This is a genomic window from Streptomyces sp. AC512_CC834 (genome assembly GCF_019049325.1).
Lineage (GTDB): Bacteria > Actinomycetota > Actinomycetes > Streptomycetales > Streptomycetaceae > Streptomyces.
The window spans coordinates 148,145-165,039 of sequence record NZ_JAGMUO010000023.1; the positions used below are offsets into that span (position 1 = coordinate 148,145).

Genomic DNA, 16,895 nt, shown 5'->3' on the forward strand with positions numbered 1-16,895 from the left:
ATTCGCCCGGTGAGCGCGGGGGCACCGTCATGTCTGCGGTGTCGCGGGTCAGCCCGTGTTGCGCAGGCCCGCGGCGACGCCGTTGACGGTGAGGAGCAGGGCTCGGGCGAGCAGCGGGTCGGCTTCCTCGTTCGCGGCGGCGGCCTCGCGCTGTCGGCCGAGGAGGGCGACCTGGAGGTAGGAGATGGGGTCGAGGTAGGCGTCGCGGATGGTGAAGGTCTGCTTGAGGACCGGGTCGGCGTCCAGGAGTTCGTTCTCACCGGTGATGCGCAGGACTTCGCGGACGGTGAGTTCGTGTTCGGCCTTGATGGTGTCGAAGACGTGCTTGAGTTCGTCGGGGACGAGGGTGTCGACGTAGTGCTGGGCGATGCGCAGGTCGGTCTTGGCGAGGGTCATCTCGACGTTGGAGATGAAGTTGCGGAAGAAGTGCCACTGCTGGTGCATCTCGTCGAGGACGGTGTCCAGGCCGGCTTCGCGCAGGGCCTTGAGGCCGGAGCCGACGCCGTACCAGCCGGGGACGATCTGCCGGGACTGGGTCCAGCCGAAGACCCACGGGATGGCGCGCAGTCCGTCGAGCGAGACGCCCGAGCCGGGGCGGCGGGAGGGGCGTGAGCCCAGGTGCAGGTCGGCGAGCTGGTCGACGGGTGTGGAGGCCAGGAAGTACGTCGGCAGGTCGGGGTCCTCGACGAGCGCCCGGTAGGCCGTGTGGGCGGCGTCGGAGGCGGCGTCCATGGCGGCGTCCCAGCGGGCGAGGGCCTGGTCGGACTGGCGGGGCGCGGTGTGCAGGGCGGAGGCCTGGAGGGTGGCCGCGACGGTGAGTTCCAGGTTTTCCCGGGCGAGGGCCGGGATGAGGTACTTGTCGGAGATGACCTCGCCCTGTTCGGTGACCTTGATCTCGCCCTCGAGGGTGCCCCAGGGCTGGGCGAGGATCGCGTCGTGGGTGGGGCCGCCGCCGCGGCCGACGGTGCCGCCGCGGCCGTGGAAGAGGCGGAGCCGTACGCCGTAGCGGTGGGCGACGTCGCGCAGGCGGCGCTGGGCGCGGTGGATCTCCCACTGGCTGGTGGTGATGCCGCCGAACTTGGAGGAGTCGGAGTAGCCGAGCATGACCTCCTGGACGTCGCCGCGCAGGGCGACCAGGCGCCGGTAGGAGGGGTCGGCGAGGAGGTCTTCCAGGATGGTGTCGGCGGCCTTGAGCTCGTCGGTGGTCTCCAGGAGCGGCACGATGCCGATCTTGGCCCAGCCGGCGTGCAGGTCGATGAGTCCGGCCTCGCGGGCCAGCACGGCCGCGGCGAAGACGTCGTCGGCGCCCGCGCACATGGAGATGATGTAGGACTCGATGACCTCGGGTCCGAAGACTTCGAGGGCGCGCTTGACGGTCTGGAAGACGCCGAGGGTCCTTTCGCCGGGGGCGTCGACGGGTGCCGGGGTGGGGGCCAGGGGCCTGCGTGAGCGCAGTTCCTTGGCGAGGAGCTTGGTGCGGTACTCGCGGGGCATGTCGGCGTAGCGCCAGGATTCCTCGCCGAGTCGGTCGAAGAGCTGGCCGAGGGCGTGGTGGTGGGCGTCGGCGTGTTCGCGGACGTCCATGGTGGCGAGCTGGAGGCCGAAGGCGGCGAGGGTGCGGATGGTGCGGGCGAGGCGGCCGTCGGCGAAGAGGCTGCCGCGGTGTTCGCGCAGGGAGCTCTGGACGATGCGCAGGTCGTCGATGAGCTGGGCGGTGCCGAGGTAGTCGCGGCCGGCTTCGTGGGCGGTGCCCTTGGCGAGGCGCTGCTTGGTGTTCTCGAGCTTCTGCCGGATGCAGGTGGCCTTGAGCCGGTAAGGCTCTTCGGCGTTCAGCCGCTTGTAGCGGGGGCTGATCTCGGGGAGCTGGTCGAGGTCGGCCTTCAGGGAGGCGAGGAGTTCCTCCGTCGCGCCGGCGTAGCGGATGGAGTTGGAGAGGAAGCCGCGCAGCTCGTCGATCGTCTCCAGGGCGTCGTTGATGCCGTGTTCGTGCTGGAGGATGAGGACGTCCCAGGTGACCTGGGGGGTGACGTTGGGGTTGCCGTCGCGGTCGCCGCCGATCCAGGTGCCGAAGGTGAGGGGGCGGGTGTCGTCGGGGAGCTTGACGCCGGCGCGTTCCAGTTCGGCGGTGAGGTCCTCGAGGACGTCGCCGACGGCGCCGGCGTGGAGTTCGTCGAGGTAGTAGATGGCGTTGCGGGCCTCGTCGGCGGGCTCGGGGCGGACGACGCGGAGTTCGTCGGTCTGCCAGACGAGGTCGATGTTCTCGGCGAGGCGGGTGTCGAGGCGGCGGCGGTCGGATTCGTTGACCGGGGTGTCCAGGAGGGCGGCGACGCGGCGCAGCTTGTTGAGGACGGAGCGGCGGGCGGCCTCGGTGGGGTGTGCGGTGAAGACGGGTCGCACGTTGAGGTTGCGGACGGTCTCGCGCAGGTGTTCGGGGTCGGCGTCCTTGAGGCGGTCGGCGGTGCGGGCGAGCAGTCCGCCTTCGGCGGCGCGCTTGGCGCCCAGTTCGCGGCCTCGGTGGACCTGTTCGGTGACGTTGGCGAGGTGGAAGTAGGTGGAGAAGGCGCGGACCAGCTTGGCGGCGGTCTCCAGTTCCGTGCCGCGCAGCAGTTCGGCGGCGGCCTCGCCGTCCTCGCGGGTGAGTCGGCGTACCTTCTCGACGAGTTCCAGCAGCTCGGGGCCCTCCTGCCGGACGAGTGTCTCTCCGAGGAGGTCACCCAGTCGGCGGATGTCGGCACGCAGCTCGCTGCTGGTGGTCGTGGTGGTCTGGTCGTCGGCACTGCTCACAGGTGCGGCTCCTTGCAGTGTTGAAGCTCGTCTGGAGGGAACCCGGACGGCCGTCTCGCGCGGCGGGAGCCGCTTACCGGGCCGGACGTCCGGGAAGTAATCAGAGCGGACCGCGCTGTCCGACCGGCTTCCAGGATAGGTGTCGGTCAGGACGCGCAGGCTCTGGGGCTCTGCCGCGCGGCCACGCACTGTCATACTTACGTCGCCGTGGGTTACGGAAGCGTAGAAATCCGTGCGCCGGTTCCCGAAGCCCGGCGCCGGACAGCCGGGCAACCGGACACCCCCGGCCCCGCCCTCGCCCCACTCCCGACCCACTCCCGCTCCACTTCCGCCTCACCCCGGCCCCAACCCCCGGCCCCAACCCCCGACCCCACCCTCGATCCCACAGGGGACACGCATGACCTCGAGTTCCGATGTGATCCCGGACGCTCCGCAGCCGCCGCCCGGCGGCGATCCCGCGCCCTCCGCCACGCTGGGTGGTGAGCAGAAGCGGTCGCTGGAGCAGATCTCGCTGCTGCTGTTCATCACTCTTCCGTTCCTCGCGCTGGTGGCGGCGGTGCCGCTGGCGTGGGGCTGGGGGGTGAGCTGGCTGGACCTGGGGCTGCTGGTCTTCTTCTACTTCCTGGGCTGCCACGGCATCACCATCGGCTTCCACCGCCACTTCACCCACGGTTCCTTCAAGGCGAGGCGGCCGTTGAAGATCGCGTTGGCGATCGCGGGCTCGATGGCGGTCGAGGGGCCGCTGGTGCGCTGGGTGGCCGACCATCGCAAGCATCACAAGTTCTCCGACGACGAGGGCGATCCGCATTCGCCGTGGCGGTACGGCGAGACGGTGCCTGCCCTGATGAGGGGCCTGTGGTGGGCTCACATCGCCTGGATGTTCGACGAGGAGCAGACGCCGCAGGACAAGTACGCGCCGGATCTGATCAGGGATCCGGCGCTGCGCGCGGTCTCCCGCCAGTTCATCCTGTGGACGGTGGTGTCGCTGGCTCTGCCGGCGCTGATCGGCGGGCTGGTCACGATGTCCTGGTGGGGTGCGTTCACCGGGTTCTTCTGGGGTTCGCTCGTCCGGGTGGCGCTGCTGCATCACGTGACGTGGTCGATCAACTCGATCTGTCACGCCGTGGGCAAGCGCCCCTTCAAGTCGCGGGACCGTTCGGGCAACGTGTGGTGGCTGGCGGTGCTGTCCTGCGGTGAGTCCTGGCACAACCTGCACCACGCGGACCCGACGTCGGCGCGGCACGGGGTGATGCGTGGGCAGTTGGACTCCTCCGCCCGGCTGATCCGCTGGTTCGAGCGGCTCGGGTGGGCGTACGACGTGCGCTGGCCGTCACGCTCGCGTATCGATTCGCGCCGCAACACGGATCAGGACGGTGCCCGCCGCCGGAAGGAGGCGGCGAAGGCTGCATGATTGACGCCGTGGCGACCGACTCCAGCAGCACCCCAAGCAACGAGAAGCCGCGGCGCGCACGTCGCACCCGGATGACCGGTGCCGAGCGCCGCCAGCAGTTGCTGGAGATCGGCCGGACCCTCTTCGCGGCGAGGGGTTTCGAGGGCACGTCGGTGGAGGAGATCGCGGCCAAGGCCGGGGTCTCCAAGCCGGTGGTGTACGAGCACTTCGGCGGCAAGGAGGGGCTGTACGCGGTGGTGGTGGACCGCGAGATGCGGCGGCTCCTGGACATGGTGACGAGCTCCCTGACCGCCGGCCACCCGCGTGAGCTGTGCGAACAGGCGGCCTTCGCGCTCCTTGACTACATCGAGGAGTACACGGACGGTTTCCGCATCCTGGTCCGCGACTCCCCGATCCCGCAGTCGACGGGTTCCTTCGCCTCTCTCATCTCGGACATCGCCACCCAGGTGGAGGACATCCTGGGCCGCGAGTTCAAGAGCCGCGGCTTCGACGCCAAGCTTGCCCCGCTGTACGCGCAGGCGCTGGTCGGCATGGTGGCGCTGACGGGCCAGTGGTGGCTGGACGTGCGCAAGCCGAAGAAGGCGGAGGTGGCGGCGCATCTGGTGAACCTGGCGTGGCACGGCCTGGACGGCCTGGAGCCGAAGCCGCGGCTGATGGGTCATCGCAAGAGCTAGGGCCGTCCCCGGGGGGGCCGGAGCCGGCCTGACCTGCACGACACCCCTCCAGCGCACCCCCAGCGCACTCCCCGCGCACCCCCAGCGCACCCCCAGCGCACCGCCAACGCGTCGAGAGCGTGGAACGGAACACACCACATGCAGCCGCTGCGCGGAATCACCGTCGTCTCGCTGGAACAGGCGATCGCCGCTCCCTACGCGAGCCGTCAGCTCGCCGATCTCGGCGCCCGGGTCATCAAGGTGGAGCGTCCCGGGGCGGGGGACTTCGCCCGGGCGTACGACACCCGGGTGCGGGGGCTGAGTTCGCACTTCGTGTGGGTCAACCGCAACAAGGAGTCCCTCACGCTGGACTTCAAGGATCCCCGGGGCAGGGAGCTGCTGGGCCGGCTGATCGCGGGCGCCGACGTCTTCCTGCAGAACCTGGCGCCGGGCGCCGCGGCCCGGGCCGGCCTGGGTGCCGAGGAGCTGCGGGCCGGGCATCCGGAGCTGATCGTGTGCGACATCTCCGGCTACGGCGCGCCGGGGCCGTACGCGGGCCGCAAGGCGTACGACCTGCTGGTGCAGTCCGAGGCGGGGCTGCTGTCGGTCACGGGTGCGCCGGACGAGGTGGCCAAGGTGGGCATCCCGGTGTCGGACATCGCGGCCGGGATGTACGCGTACAGCTCGATCCTCGGCGCGCTGCTGGAACGGGGCCGGACGGGGCGGGGCACGCATCTGGACGTGTCGATGCTGGAAGCCACCGTGGAGTGGATGGGCTTTCCGCTGTACTACTCCTTCGACGGTGCCGAGCCGCCGCCGCGGGCGGGCGCGGCGCACGCGACGATCTACCCGTACGGGCCGTTCACTGCGGGTGACGGCAGGGTCGTGATGATGGCGGTGCAGAACGAGCGCGAGTGGCGTGGCTTCTGCGCGGGTTTCCTGGACCGTCCGGAGCTGGCCGAGCATCCCGACTACGCCACCAACGCGGACCGCAACACGCACCGGGAGGCGCTGGGCGGGCTGATCGCGGCCCGGTTCGCGGAGCTGACCAGTGCCGCGGCGATCGAGCTGCTGGGTGCGGTGCCGGTGGCCAACGCGCGGGTGAACACGCTCGCCGAGGTGTGGGACCACCCGCAGCTCGCCGCGCGCGGTCGCCTGCACGAGGTGCCGACGCCGGCGGGTCCCGTGCCGGGGCTGGCTCCGCCCGGCCCGACCGGGGGCGCGCCCCGCATGGGGGCGGTACCGGCGCTGGGCGAGCACACCCGGGCCGTGCTCGGCGACCTGGGCCTGTCCGGCGAGGCCATCGACGCGCTCGTCGCGCAGGGCGTGGTGTGAGCGCGGCCGGTTGCCGCCGGGGTCGCAGGGCGTGACGTGAGCGCCGTCGGTTGCCGCCGGGTCAGGGCCGTTCGTCCGGTTCGAGGAACTCCAGGCGGTTGCCGACGGGGTCCGCGCAGTAGAAGCGGCGGTGGCCGGGCAGGTCGTCGTCCCAGGTGACGGGCGTGCCGCGGGCCTCCAGCCGGGCGGCGTACGCCTCGATTGCGGTGACGCGCAGCCCGGGGTGGGCCTTGCGGGCGGGCCGGAAGCCGTTCGTCACGATGCCCAGGTGGAGCTGGACCGGGCCGGCCCCGAACCAGCAGCCGCCGCGGGCGGCGAGGGCGGGCGGCTTGGGGATCTCGGTCATGCCGAGGACGCCGGTGTAGAAGGCGCGCAGTCGCTCCTCGGAGCCGGGCGGCGCGGCGAGCTGCACGTGGTCGAGGCCGGCGATCACCGGCCTGTCGCCGCCTCCGGTTTGCGGGCGACGGCGAAGACGCGGCGGAAGGGGAACGGCGTGCCGTGTGCCCCGGCGGGATAGGCGGCGCGCAGCACGTTGCGGTACTCCTCGACGAACGCGTCCCGGGCCTCGGGGTCGTCGTCGAGCGCGGCGAGTACGGGGCGCAGTCCCGTGCCCTTCACCCAGTCGAGGACGGCGTCCTCGCCGGGCAGCAGGTGGACGTACGTCGTCTCCCACACGTCGGCGGTGCAGCCGGTGCCGGTGAGGTGGGCGAGGTAGGCCTCGGGGGTGAGGACGGCGTCGTCGTGGCGCAGGACGCCGTCGAGGCGGCCGTGCCAGCGGCGGGAGTGGGCGAGTTCGCGCAGCAGGCGGTGGCTGGGGGCGTCGAAGTTGCCGGGCACCTGGAGGGCGAGGGTGCCGCCGGGGGTGAGGTGGTCGATCCAGTCGGGGAAGCGGTCGGCGTGGCCGGGGATCCACTGGAGGGTGGCGTTGCTGACGAGGAGGTCGCACGGTTCGGCGGGGGTCCAGGTGCGGGCGTCTGCGGGGGCGAAGTCGAGGTGGCCGCCGCCGGGGGTGGGGCCGGCGTGCTGCCGGGCGCGTTCGAGCATCTGGGGTGAGTTGTCGTAGCCGGTGATGCGGGCGGTGGGCCAGCGGTCGGCGAGCAGGACGGTGACGTTGCCGGGGCCGCAGCCGAGGTCGGCGATGCGGGGCGGGTCCGCGGGGAGGTCCTGGACCCGGGCGAGGAGGTCGGTGAAGGGGCGGGCGCGGTGCCCGGCGTGGCGCAGGTACTGGGCGGGGTCCCAGGTGGGGGCGGTGGCGGGCATGGAGCCTCCAGGAGGTGGCCGTACGGGGACGGGTACCCAGCGTCACCCGCAAACTATCTCGACGTCAAGACTGCCGACATCAAGAGACTTCACGTCGACACAACCACTACACTGATCGTCATGGAGGACGAGGTCGATCGGCTGGTCGCAGCGTGGCGCCGGGAGCGCCCGGACCTCGACGTGGAACCACTCGAGGTGCTGAGCCGCGTCAGCAGGCTGGCCCGGCACCTGGACCGCGCGCGCCGGCTGGCCTTCTCCGAACACCAGCTCGAACCCTGGGAGTTCGACGTGCTGACGGCACTGCGCCGCGCGGGCACCCCGTACCAGCTCTCACCGGGACAGCTCCTCACCCAGACCCTGGTCACCTCGGGCACGATGACCAACCGTATCGACCGGCTCGCGAAGAAGGGCCTGGTGGAGCGCCTGCCCGACCCCAGCGACCGGCGCGGCGTCCTGGTCCGGCTCACGGACGAGGGCCGGGACCGCGCCGACCAGTCACTGGCGGGCCTGCTGGCGCAGGAGCGCGCGATCCTGGGCGAGCTCTCCCACGCCCAGCGCAGCGAACTGGCGGCCCTGCTACGCCAACTGACCGCCCCGTTCGACAACATCCCTGGTTAGATCGGCGGGCCCCACCCCGGCCCTGCGGGCCAGCGCGACGGCGGCGAGGGTGGAGTGGACGCCCAGTTTGCCCAGGACGTTCTGCATGTGGGTGCGCACGGTGTGCGGGGACAGGTACAGCCGCTCGGCGACCGCCTTGCGTCCGAGCCCGGCGACCATGCAGCGCAGTACCTCACGCTCCCTCGGCGTCAGGGACTCCACCAGCCGCTCGCTCTCGGTGCGGTGCTTGCGGGCGGCGGTCAGTTCGCGCAGGACGCCGGTGAGCAGGGCAGGCGGCAGATGCGTCTCGTCGCGCAGAACGCCGCGGATGACGCTGAGCAGCCGCGACAGGGAGCAGTCCTTGGCCACCCACCCGCAGGCGCCTGCCCCCAGCGCGAGGGCCGCCCGCCGGGGGTCGTCCTTCTCGGCGAGGACGACGATCCGTACGCCCGGCTGCCCCGACCGCACCCCGGCGACCAGCGAGATCCCGTCCACCAGCCCGTCCTCGTTGCCGTCCCGCACGGGGACGGCGGGCCGGGCGCCGGGCACGTGGCCGCCCAGGTCGGCGTCGACGAGCAGCACGTCGAACCGCCGCCCCTCGGACGCGGCCCGCTCCAGGCAGCGCAGTGCGGCCGGACCGCTGCCGGCCGCGGAGACGTCGACGTCGGGCTCGGCGGCCAGCGCGGCCGCGAGCGACTCGGCGAAGATGCGATGGTCGTCGACGACCAGGACTCGGATACGAACCACGAAACCCCCTCCCCCAGGCTCCGCCAGGAGCAGGGGATACCCATCGTCTGTCCGTCCTCGGAAGACGACACCCGACACGAGTACAACACCCGGCACGGGTACGACGCCCGAAGCCCCGTATCCAGCTATGTGCTCGGTACTCCGGGACGGGCCGCCGCAGCCGCACGACCGCCGCCGTGCGGTAACCGCTACCCCCGCCCCGGGCGTCGTACCCGGCTGTCTCGCCCCCTGAACGGCACCGGCCCCCACCGGTGCTGTTCATCAGAGTACGGGCGGGCGCCGGGAGCGGAAGGCTATTTGCAGAACTGACCGCCCGGCACGTTTATGGTGAGCCGCATGTTTCGTCTTGTGACAGAAGTCGACAAAGAACGGCGCGATCTGCTGCGCACCCGGCTACGGGAGACGAACACGGCGGCGTCCTCCATCCTGCGTTCCCTGCGCGGAACCCCTCACGAACGCGAATTCCCGCTGCACGTCTGGGTGCTGGACCAGACCGGAGCCCTGGCGGGCGGCCTGGTCGGCCACACCTGGGCGACCTGGCTCCACGTGACCTACCTCTGGGTCGACGACGGCTGCCGGGGCTCGGGCCTGGGCTCCGCCCTCCTCGACGAGGCGGAACGCACGGCCCGCACCGAACGGGGCTGCGCGGCCGCCCGCGTGGAGACCTGGGACTTCCAGGCCCCGGGCTTCTACACGAAGCACGGCTACGACGTGATGTGCGTGATCCCCGACTACCCGCCGGGGATCACGGAGTACACGCTGGTGAAGCGATGGGAATGAAGGAGCCGAACCGCTGTCGGGCGCCGGGCGCCGTCACTCGGGATCCAGCCCCATGTCCTTCGCGCTGTAACGGGGCAGGCCGGCCGTGTCGACGGTCCAGGTGCCGAGCTCGGTGACAAGGGTGACCGGCTCTCCGTACGGAAGGTGCAGCCGGTTCTCGTATGCGGGCCGGCCCTCGGTCCTGCCGATGCTCCACTGGTAGGTCCAGGTGCCGTCGCGCGGGTCGAGGATCAGGTAGTGGGGGATGCCCATGGCGGGGTAGTCGCGGCTTTTGTCGCGGTAGTCGTTGTCCGGGTTGGAGGGGGAAACGATCTCGATCGCCAGGACGATCTCGTGAGGGTCGAGGGGGTCGTCGGTCTGCATGGCGTCGTAGGAACAGACGTGCAGGTCCGGGACCCGAAGTTTGCCGAGCAGCTCGTCGTCGGTGTCAGTGGCCCCGAACACGCCCCAACCATCCTGGAGTTGCGAAGTGATCCGGTCCCGCACGTGCGTCGCCGTCAGCCGGTGGCGCGGACCCGGACTCAGCACCATGACAATCTTCCCGTCACTGATCTCGGGCCAGGCGAGACCGGGCGGGGGTGTGAATTGGTCACGCATGTCGCGCAGCCGCCGGTACAGGGTCTGCTGAGTCATGGGTCCTCCCAACCTCCAGTGTGAAGGCGACTGCCGTCGGCTGCGGGCGTGAATGCTCCCGCTCACCCGGAGTCGGCCGAAGTGTCCGCCACAGCGCTGATGACGACTTCGGCCCAGACCGTCAGCCCTCCACCCGTCCGCCGTGTCCCCCACCGGGTGGCCAGCGCGTCGGTGATCAGCAGACCTCGCCCGCCTTCGCACTCCGACCCGGACCCACCGGCCGACGCCGAGATCTCCGGCGTATCGCCGCTCCTGCCGTCGTCGGTCACACCGACCGTGACGGTGTCGGCGGTGAGGGCGCAGGTGATCGCGACGGTACGGCTGTCCGTGTGCTCCAGGGCGTTGGCGACCAGTTCGCCGGTGATGGCCACGAGGTCGTCCGTCGTAGCGGCCGGCAGCCCCCAAGACCGGCATGTGTCACGGACGTAGTGCCGTGCGATCCGGGCAGAGGCGAGGTCCCCGCCGGGGAGGGTGAGCAGGCCGTAGGCGCGGAGTGCCGGTGCAGTCCCGCCCACCCACTCCCGTTCGGCCTCCCAGGGTGCTGTTGGCGAGTCCCCGAGCGGGCAGGGATTGGACAGTTTGTCCCGATGGAAACGCCACTCTGACGGCGTGTCGCTGGGACAAACTGTCCAATCATGAACCTCGGACCACCTTGAGTCGGACGGCTGTCCGGCCGATTCACCGGTTCCCCTGAGGCGGGCGCCCCGGGACTCGGCGATGAGCAGGGCATCTGCGAGCGCGTCCGCCAACTGACCGGTCAGGAGACGGAGCTCCCCGGCTTTCGGCCGCTGCTCCTCCAGCGCGTCCCGTGCCCTGCCGAGCAGCCGCTCCCCCAAGCCGAGCTGCACCGCCTCCATACGGTCCGCGAGCCGGGACACGGGCCCGTCCCCATCCGTGAGAAGCACGGCCGTGCGCCCATGACCGTCAGGGCAGGGCAGGATCCGCACACGATCCGTCCTCTCGCTCATGACGCCGCCGCCGGGCAGCCGTGGATGTCACGGGTGTCGAGGTCAACTCCGTACGTCGCACACCACAGGACATCGCGACGCAGCCGCTGGATACGTACCTTCTCCTCGCGCTCGTACGCAGTGATGTAGGGACGGACGAGGCGGGTGGCGGCACCGTCGATAGGCTCGTGCCAGTGACGGACGGTGGGAGCGAGTGGCGGCCGCCGCGACATCAGCCGATCTGCCCGCCATCGCGTCTGGTGCACCGTCGTCTCCCGACCGGCGGGCGGCCTGCGAAACAGCCGCAGCCAGTCGGTGACTTGCGAGATCAGTCGTCGCACGATGACTCCCTTGAAGGGGTTGAGCCAGTAGGACCTGATGCACGCACAACGGCTGCCGCTCATGAGGTCGAAGACTCTGGCGGCGCCTGTTGCGCTCGCCAGACACGATGGCATTGAATTTCAATCATCGATACTCAATCACCCAACCGTCCCTCAACCGGGTGAACTTCAGGACGTCAGCACCAATTACGGGCGGGCTACGTACGCTCTCCATGGCCGCGCTCGCCCGACAGGGGCGTAAGGGCATCGAAGACCGAGTAGGAGACACAGATGGCGACCGCGCGAGGATCAGCGGGTCCTGCCGGGCGGATGCAGATCGCCCGTGGACTCAAGACGCTCCGGACCGGGGCCAAACTGACGCAGTCCGAGGTGGCCAAGCGCGCAGGAGTCTCCGTCGGGACAGTCAACCGATACGAGACATGGCAGGACCGGGCCAAGCTCAGGATCCCCACGGTGAAGGCGATTGCCGACTCCTGCGGTGCCACAGCCGAAGAACTCGAGACCTTGGTCGACCTGGTTCGCAATCAGGAAAACGGCTGGTGGATGGAACATCCGGCCGTGCCCGAAGTCATGGACCCTCTGATGTCCTTCGAGGACGTGGCCGAGTACGAGCACGTCTTCGCCAACGCGCTGGTACCGGGCCTGCTACAGACGCCGCGTTACGCGCTGGCCCTGCACGAGGCCCAGGGAGTTCGCACCGAAGCCAAGGTGATCGCAAGCGAAGTGGACGCGCGCATCAAGCGCCAGGGGATCCTGGACCGTACCCCCGCGCTCCACCTGTGGGTGGTCCTCGACGACGCCGTCCTCAGACGGCACGTCGGCGGTGTGACCGTCATGGGTGAGCAGATCGACCATCTGATCGGCATGGCAGACCGACCCAATGTGGACATCCAGGTTCTTCGGTTCTCGGCGGGCGCGCACGCGGCCGGCTCAGGCGGTCACTTTCTGCTCCTGGGACGCGACGACGAACGGGATCCGCTCAACAGCATGAACGTGGTCTATCTGGAACTGCACAGGCGGGGCCTGTACCTCGACGAACCCACCGATGTGCACAACTACAAAATCATGTTTGACTACCTGCGATCGCAAGCGGCCGACACCGCGACCAGCCTTGACCTGCTGGCCGCAGCACGACGGGAGCTCACCCCATGAACGAGACGCAGCCCGCGCCGTTCCCCGTAACGGCAGGTTGGTTCAAGAGCAGTTACAGCGCGGCGAACAACGAATGCATTGAAGTGGCCCACACCGTTGCACAAGTGGGCATACGTGATTCAAAAGTCTCAGGTCGACGTGGGTTCACCGTAAGCGCCGACGCATTCGCGCTGTTCGTCGTGGGCCTGAAAGATCGTGGATGTGGCGTTGGGTCACCGCTGGTCAGCAGAGCACGACAGCTACCGTCTCGGTGAGCTTCTCCGGGGCGGCGCCACGGACGTTTGTGCGTGGCGCCTGGTCACCTCGGGCCAGACCGTCTCAAACTCGGAACCGATGGGGATGTCCTGGAATTCCACCGGGACCACGAAGCCGACGCGAGTCACGAGCCGTTCCCCCCTGGGCCATCGAGACAGTCTCCATCGACAGGGGGTGGCGAGGGAGGAGGCCCCCACTGCTGAGCGCGTTGCTGTCTATAGCGCTCCGCCTTGCGCCGATTGCTTTCGTACCAGCCCCTCATCCAGCGGGGGACCAGCGCGGCTACGACAGCCAGAAGGACGGCTAGCACAACCAGAGCCAGCGCTCGGCCAGGAACGTTGTGAGCCAACCAGGCCAGGACGAGGAACCCGATGCTGAGCAACGCTGTGAAAACAACCAGCCCGCGCGAGCCATGCGTCTCGTATACGGTCATGTTCTGACGCGCAGAGGCGGCTTCTGCGGGCGCGATCGGCCGGCCCAGTACGCCCGGTGTTCCGGTGTGGGGACACGCCTGAGTCAGCAGGGGGCCACCGGTGCGCAGTCGGTCCAGCGCGACCTGTGCTCGTCGACGGACATCCGGGGAGTCGTCTCGGAGGTAGGTCAGTCGCCACTGCCCCCGGGTGACGATGTCCCTCTCGTGAAGCTTGTAGCCCAACTCGAAAGCGATCGCCTCGATCCTGTCAATCTTCATTACTTCGAGGCCCCGAAGCGTGAACTCTGCAGTGCCTCGCCCGTCGAAGTACGCAAGGATTTGATCATTTTTCACTAGGGCTCACTTCTCCTGCCGTGCGGTTCGGGCCTTCTCACTCAGTCCGAGTTCGAGAGCCTGGCGATGGTCCTGCGGAGCGAAGTAGCCCAGTACGGGCGGATCGGCGATGAAGGACGCAGTCCCCGCCGACTTACCACCTCCGTTCTTGGACCAATCAAAGACGATCACGCCGAAGACACCCGGCTGACACCTTGTCACCGTCGACCTCGGCCGACGCGTCGGAGTCGACTTCGGTCACGGAAGGGGCGGGATCCGGGGTAGCCCATGCGGTGTTCGGAATTCTGGCCGAGACCAGAGCCAGAAGGACAATGGTGCCCATCCGGGGCGACGTGATCAGCCTTCGCACGCGGACAGGGCCAGGACCACGGTCAGCGCGGCGGCGGTGAGGGGGGTGGAACGGCGGTTCACGGGTGGCTCCCGGTGGGGCGAGGTTCACACGACTATGCCCACGCTCTCTACCGAGAGTGACGAAAAACAGTCGGGTTCCCGTCAGACCACCCGCCGCGCCCCCACTGACGGCACCGCCTCGAACACCCGAGGCGCCGTGAAGCCCGCCGTCGCGAACGCCTCCTCCACCGCCTTGATCACAGACTCCACGTCAGGACGATCGCCGAGCCGCCGAAGCCGCCGCCGGTCATCCGGGCACTGAGGACGCCGGAGGCGAGGGCCGTGTCGACGACCAGGGAACGGCAAAGGGCCCGGGCCGTGGCGGGGGAAGCCACGGCCCGGGCCGGTATGCGAGGTGGGGCTGACGGGCGCGAGACGGGTGCCTGTCGCGAGATCGGACTGACGTAAACTCAACTGGCGCCCCCCAAAGCCCCGTCGATAGCGTCGGTACGCGGCCAAAAGTCGCCGCACTGACCGCAGCCGCGACCCTGATATCTATCAAAGTATGCCCGCGCCTCGCCGCCTTCGTGAGCCGCCAGCTTCCCCGCCCATACATCTTAACCTTCACAGACAGGACTGATTCTCATGTCGGACTTGACTGTCGACCTTGAACTTCTCAAAACTTCTGCGAAGCAACTGAACGCCATTCGTAAAGAGTTCAAGAATCTCGACGACTGGAAGGACGACATCACATCAGCGGTGGGCGCCCCCGAACTCAGAGGCGCGATGACGGACTTCATTGACAATTGGGACAAAAACCGAAAGAGGCTGGTCGAGTCACTGGAGGAGGTTGGAAAAATGGTCGAAGGAACACGTGACGCATTCAAGAGTCTCGATGACAAATTGGCCAAGTCGGGCAAGAAGAGGCACCATTAACCACACTCGGTTCACTTACTGAATTGCCGAATTAGGGGGACAAATGGCAAGGCCAAAGGACTGGCAACCGCTTCGAGAAAGCGACCCGGTACCCGGCGACCCGGTCGGCGTTTTCAACCAGGTCACACACATGACGAAAATCGCCGAGTACCTGCGAAATCAGGCTGAGGCACTCACCGCCATGGCGGATGCCGACAACCTCAAGGGCAAGTACGCTGACGAACTGGCGGAGAATTCTCGCGGCTTGGGTCGTAAACTCGATCTGGCAGAAGACCGGTACCGTGAGGTCAAGGGGCATCTTTCCAGTTGGGCAGACGACTTGGAAGATTTCCAGAAAGCTGCCGACAAGACACTCGATGACGCCCGTGACGCTCAGCGAATCATCGACGCCCACTCTGGTAAGGGTGACAAGAAGGCCACTGGCAACCAAAAGGGCGCAAGTGATGAAGCGGCATCAACCGACGTTGATCCAGCTCTTAAGCGAGCGAAGGAAGATCTGACCGCCGCACGTCGGCGCCTCAATACGACGGAAGGCGATTATCAGGAACGTGCTGCTCACTACGCCAGCAAGATCCGGTCGTCTATCGACGACGATATGAAGGACAGTTGGTGGAACGACTTCAAGGCCTGGGTCGCTGACGCCGAATGGCTAGGCGACATCGCGGACTGGGCCAGTTGGGCAGCGACTGCCGTCGGGGTCGTGGCCATGTTCTTTCCCGCCGTAGGCGTCATCGCGCTGGCTCTTACGGTTGTCGTAGCCGCGATCCACATCACGCAGGCGGTAACTGGAAACGGTTCGTGGTTCGATGTAGTCATGGACCTCGGTGCACTAAAATTGGCACGTACGGGGATGAAAGCGGCAAAAGCCATGAAAGCCCTGCAAAATAGCTCACGGAAGACCGCTGCCGATCTAGCCAAAGGACAGGCCAAGTCGCAGGCCTCGCGTGCAAACGCAAGTGCCCGCAAGACGGCGGCAAAGGCGGAGCGCAAGCGTGGCGGTACTTCCCGGAAGAGTCGCGATCGGGCCAGGGCGAAGCGACTCCGCATGGAGGGCGAGAATCGGGCGGCAGGCAAACGTGCATCCAACGAGGTCCGCGATACCGAGATGCCGCAGATTACAGCTGCGGAGAAGGCCAGCGCCATCGGTGACAAGGCCATGGCCAAGCAGATGAAGGACATCAACAAGTGGCGGGATGCCTACCCCGACAACCGCACGCTCGCTTCGAACGCCAGTCAGGCTCAGCGCCACAAGGACGCGGTTCAGGGCGCTTGGGCGACGTCCACGATACTCGACGCCGCGGACAAGGGCGCGGATGCCGCGACCAACGACGGATACAGCCGAATGAAGGACCGCATGACCGCACCCGTCGGCTCACAGTGGTGAAGGAGACCTGTCGATGACCGCAACCCGCGACGCCAAAGAGACCGGCCATGCAGTCCCCTGGTTGCCGTACGGCATCGCAGGGGTGAAAATCGTCTTCATCCTGGCAGTCTTCCGTCTCATGTCCACGCCCTTCTCCGAAGAGATGTTCGGGGAACAGTGGCTACCCATGCCGACGTGGGACTGGGCCCTGGCGTCCGCGACCCCGGTACTACTCATCCTGCTGGCACGCCGGCCGACCGCCTGGTCCGCGCTGTCCGGCGAACTCACCATCCTGCGTATCGCCCTCACCTTCTATCTCGTGTACGGCCTGGCATTCGCGTCCCTCCAGGGTGAGGCAGTCCTGTGGGTGTCGGTCATTGCCGGGCTCGTCGGCCTTGTGGCCATACGCCTTCTCAACCGCAAGGAGCCTGTCCATGGCAGCTGAACATATGAAGGCTGCAAGCAAGGGTAGCGCGTCGGCCACGGGATATCGCCTCCTTCTCCCTTGAGCAATGCTCAAGACCTGTGGATCAGCCCCGGGCGGGGACGCGGAGGCGTACCTTCCCGAATGATCCTTTGATGGTCACCGAGTAGGCCCGCGTTCG

General features: G+C 68.4%; 17 protein-coding genes and 1 pseudogene. 10 read left to right on the forward strand and 8 right to left on the reverse strand.

Annotation, left to right across the window (positions count from 1 at the left end):
- Positions 1-48 precede the first annotated feature (48 nt).
- On the reverse strand, positions 49-2,784 hold the full coding sequence (ppc, locus tag KUM40_RS08835; protein WP_217164719.1) for a phosphoenolpyruvate carboxylase: 2,736 nt from the start codon (positions 2,782-2,784) through the stop codon (positions 49-51).
- A 397-nt stretch (positions 2,785-3,181) separates the two neighbouring features.
- Here ppc and KUM40_RS08840 point away from each other — a divergent pair, with 397 nt between their 5' ends.
- The 3 genes from KUM40_RS08840 to KUM40_RS08850 all read left to right on the forward strand — a co-directional run bounded on the left by KUM40_RS08840 (position 3,182) and on the right by KUM40_RS08850 (position 6,183).
- Positions 3,182-4,195 carry a fatty acid desaturase gene (locus tag KUM40_RS08840; protein ID WP_217164721.1) on the forward strand — a complete coding sequence of 338 codons (1,014 nt, stop codon included), beginning with the start codon at positions 3,182-3,184 and terminating at the stop codon, positions 4,193-4,195.
- The gene (locus KUM40_RS08845; protein WP_217164723.1) at positions 4,192-4,869 is read left to right on the forward strand and encodes a TetR/AcrR family transcriptional regulator; all 678 of its coding nucleotides are present in this window, start codon (positions 4,192-4,194) and stop codon (positions 4,867-4,869) included. Before KUM40_RS08840 ends, KUM40_RS08845 begins: the two co-directional genes overlap by 4 nt.
- A gap of 138 nt (positions 4,870-5,007) precedes the next feature.
- Positions 5,008-6,183, forward strand: a complete 1,176-nt coding sequence (locus KUM40_RS08850; RefSeq protein ID WP_217164725.1) for a CaiB/BaiF CoA-transferase family protein — start codon at positions 5,008-5,010, stop codon at positions 6,181-6,183.
- A gap of 61 nt (positions 6,184-6,244) precedes the next feature.
- On the opposite strand, the gene KUM40_RS08855 is transcribed toward KUM40_RS08850, so the two are convergent.
- Positions 6,245-6,616, reverse strand: a complete 372-nt coding sequence (locus KUM40_RS08855) for a VOC family protein (RefSeq protein ID WP_217164727.1) — start codon at positions 6,614-6,616, stop codon at positions 6,245-6,247.
- Entirely contained in the window at positions 6,613-7,443 is an 831-nt protein-coding gene (locus KUM40_RS08860; RefSeq protein WP_217164728.1) for a trans-aconitate 2-methyltransferase, read from the reverse strand. Before KUM40_RS08860 ends, KUM40_RS08855 begins: the two co-directional genes overlap by 4 nt.
- A 120-nt stretch (positions 7,444-7,563) precedes the next feature.
- Here KUM40_RS08860 and tamR point away from each other — a divergent pair, with 120 nt between their 5' ends.
- On the forward strand, positions 7,564-8,061 hold the full coding sequence (tamR, locus tag KUM40_RS08865) for a MarR family transcriptional regulator TamR (protein WP_059301209.1): 498 nt from the start codon (positions 7,564-7,566) through the stop codon (positions 8,059-8,061).
- On the opposite strand, the gene KUM40_RS08870 is transcribed toward tamR, so the two are convergent.
- Entirely contained in the window at positions 8,020-8,787 is a 768-nt protein-coding gene (locus tag KUM40_RS08870; protein WP_217164731.1) for a response regulator transcription factor, read from the reverse strand. The two genes, tamR and KUM40_RS08870, sit on opposite strands and share 42 nt — an antisense overlap.
- 324 nt (positions 8,788-9,111) lie before the next feature.
- On the opposite strand from KUM40_RS08870, the gene KUM40_RS08875 reads away from it, so the two are divergent.
- A complete protein-coding gene (locus tag KUM40_RS08875; RefSeq protein ID WP_217164733.1) occupies positions 9,112-9,567 on the forward strand; it encodes a GNAT family N-acetyltransferase in 456 nt (151 codons plus the stop codon).
- Between the two features lie 33 nt (positions 9,568-9,600).
- On the opposite strand, the gene KUM40_RS08880 is transcribed toward KUM40_RS08875, so the two are convergent.
- The 3 genes from KUM40_RS08880 to KUM40_RS08890 form a co-directional block, all read right to left on the reverse strand.
- Entirely contained in the window at positions 9,601-10,200 is a 600-nt protein-coding gene (locus tag KUM40_RS08880; protein WP_217164735.1) for a Uma2 family endonuclease, read from the reverse strand.
- 62 nt (positions 10,201-10,262) lie between these two features.
- Positions 10,263-11,078, reverse strand: a complete 816-nt coding sequence (locus KUM40_RS08885) for an ATP-binding protein (RefSeq protein WP_217164737.1) — start codon at positions 11,076-11,078, stop codon at positions 10,263-10,265.
- An 86-nt stretch (positions 11,079-11,164) separates the two neighbouring features.
- Complete coding sequence (locus KUM40_RS08890) at positions 11,165-11,488, reverse strand: hypothetical protein (RefSeq protein WP_254394781.1); 324 nt, start codon at positions 11,486-11,488, stop codon at positions 11,165-11,167.
- A gap of 270 nt (positions 11,489-11,758) precedes the next feature.
- Here KUM40_RS08890 and KUM40_RS08895 point away from each other — a divergent pair, with 270 nt between their 5' ends.
- Both KUM40_RS08895 and KUM40_RS08900 read left to right on the forward strand, forming a co-directional pair.
- A complete protein-coding gene (locus tag KUM40_RS08895; protein ID WP_254394782.1) occupies positions 11,759-12,640 on the forward strand; it encodes a helix-turn-helix transcriptional regulator in 882 nt (293 codons plus the stop codon).
- Entirely contained in the window at positions 12,637-12,894 is a 258-nt protein-coding gene (locus KUM40_RS08900; protein ID WP_217164740.1) for a DUF397 domain-containing protein, read from the forward strand. The genes KUM40_RS08895 and KUM40_RS08900 overlap by 4 nt, the downstream gene beginning before the upstream one ends.
- A gap of 1,259 nt (positions 12,895-14,153) precedes the next feature.
- Here KUM40_RS08900 and KUM40_RS08905 read toward each other — a convergent pair.
- Positions 14,154-14,347, reverse strand: a pseudogene (locus KUM40_RS08905) (galactokinase); the annotation flags it as partial.
- A 289-nt stretch (positions 14,348-14,636) separates the two neighbouring features.
- On the opposite strand from KUM40_RS08905, the gene KUM40_RS08910 reads away from it, so the two are divergent.
- From KUM40_RS08910 to KUM40_RS08920, 3 genes are all read left to right on the forward strand, one after another.
- Positions 14,637-14,927, forward strand: coding sequence for a hypothetical protein (locus KUM40_RS08910; protein ID WP_217164742.1), 291 nt, complete (start codon positions 14,637-14,639; stop codon positions 14,925-14,927).
- A 130-nt stretch (positions 14,928-15,057) separates the two neighbouring features.
- The gene (locus KUM40_RS08915) at positions 15,058-16,311 is read left to right on the forward strand and encodes a hypothetical protein (protein ID WP_254394783.1); all 1,254 of its coding nucleotides are present in this window, start codon (positions 15,058-15,060) and stop codon (positions 16,309-16,311) included.
- A 13-nt stretch (positions 16,312-16,324) separates the two neighbouring features.
- Positions 16,325-16,735 carry a hypothetical protein gene (locus KUM40_RS08920; RefSeq protein WP_217164745.1) on the forward strand — a complete coding sequence of 137 codons (411 nt, stop codon included), beginning with the start codon at positions 16,325-16,327 and terminating at the stop codon, positions 16,733-16,735.
- The last annotated feature ends 160 nt before the right edge of the window (positions 16,736-16,895 follow it).

Coding starts and splice junctions, on each gene's coding strand:
- KUM40_RS08840 (WP_217164721.1), top strand. CDS start 3,182: ATGACCTCGAGTTCCGATGTGATCCCGGACGCTCCGCAGCCGCCGCCC.
- KUM40_RS08845 (WP_217164723.1), top strand. CDS start 4,192: ATGATTGACGCCGTGGCGACCGACTCCAGCAGCACCCCAAGCAACGAG.
- KUM40_RS08850 (WP_217164725.1), top strand. CDS start 5,008: ATGCAGCCGCTGCGCGGAATCACCGTCGTCTCGCTGGAACAGGCGATC.
- KUM40_RS08860 (WP_217164728.1), bottom strand. CDS start 7,443: ATGCCCGCCACCGCCCCCACCTGGGACCCCGCCCAGTACCTGCGCCAC.
- tamR (WP_059301209.1), top strand. CDS start 7,564: ATGGAGGACGAGGTCGATCGGCTGGTCGCAGCGTGGCGCCGGGAGCGC.
- KUM40_RS08875 (WP_217164733.1), top strand. CDS start 9,112: ATGGTGAGCCGCATGTTTCGTCTTGTGACAGAAGTCGACAAAGAACGG.
- KUM40_RS08880 (WP_217164735.1), bottom strand. CDS start 10,200: ATGACTCAGCAGACCCTGTACCGGCGGCTGCGCGACATGCGTGACCAA.
- KUM40_RS08895 (WP_254394782.1), top strand. CDS start 11,759: ATGGCGACCGCGCGAGGATCAGCGGGTCCTGCCGGGCGGATGCAGATC.
- KUM40_RS08900 (WP_217164740.1), top strand. CDS start 12,637: ATGAACGAGACGCAGCCCGCGCCGTTCCCCGTAACGGCAGGTTGGTTC.
- KUM40_RS08910 (WP_217164742.1), top strand. CDS start 14,637: ATGTCGGACTTGACTGTCGACCTTGAACTTCTCAAAACTTCTGCGAAG.
- KUM40_RS08915 (WP_254394783.1), top strand. CDS start 15,058: ATGACGAAAATCGCCGAGTACCTGCGAAATCAGGCTGAGGCACTCACC.
- KUM40_RS08920 (WP_217164745.1), top strand. CDS start 16,325: ATGACCGCAACCCGCGACGCCAAAGAGACCGGCCATGCAGTCCCCTGG.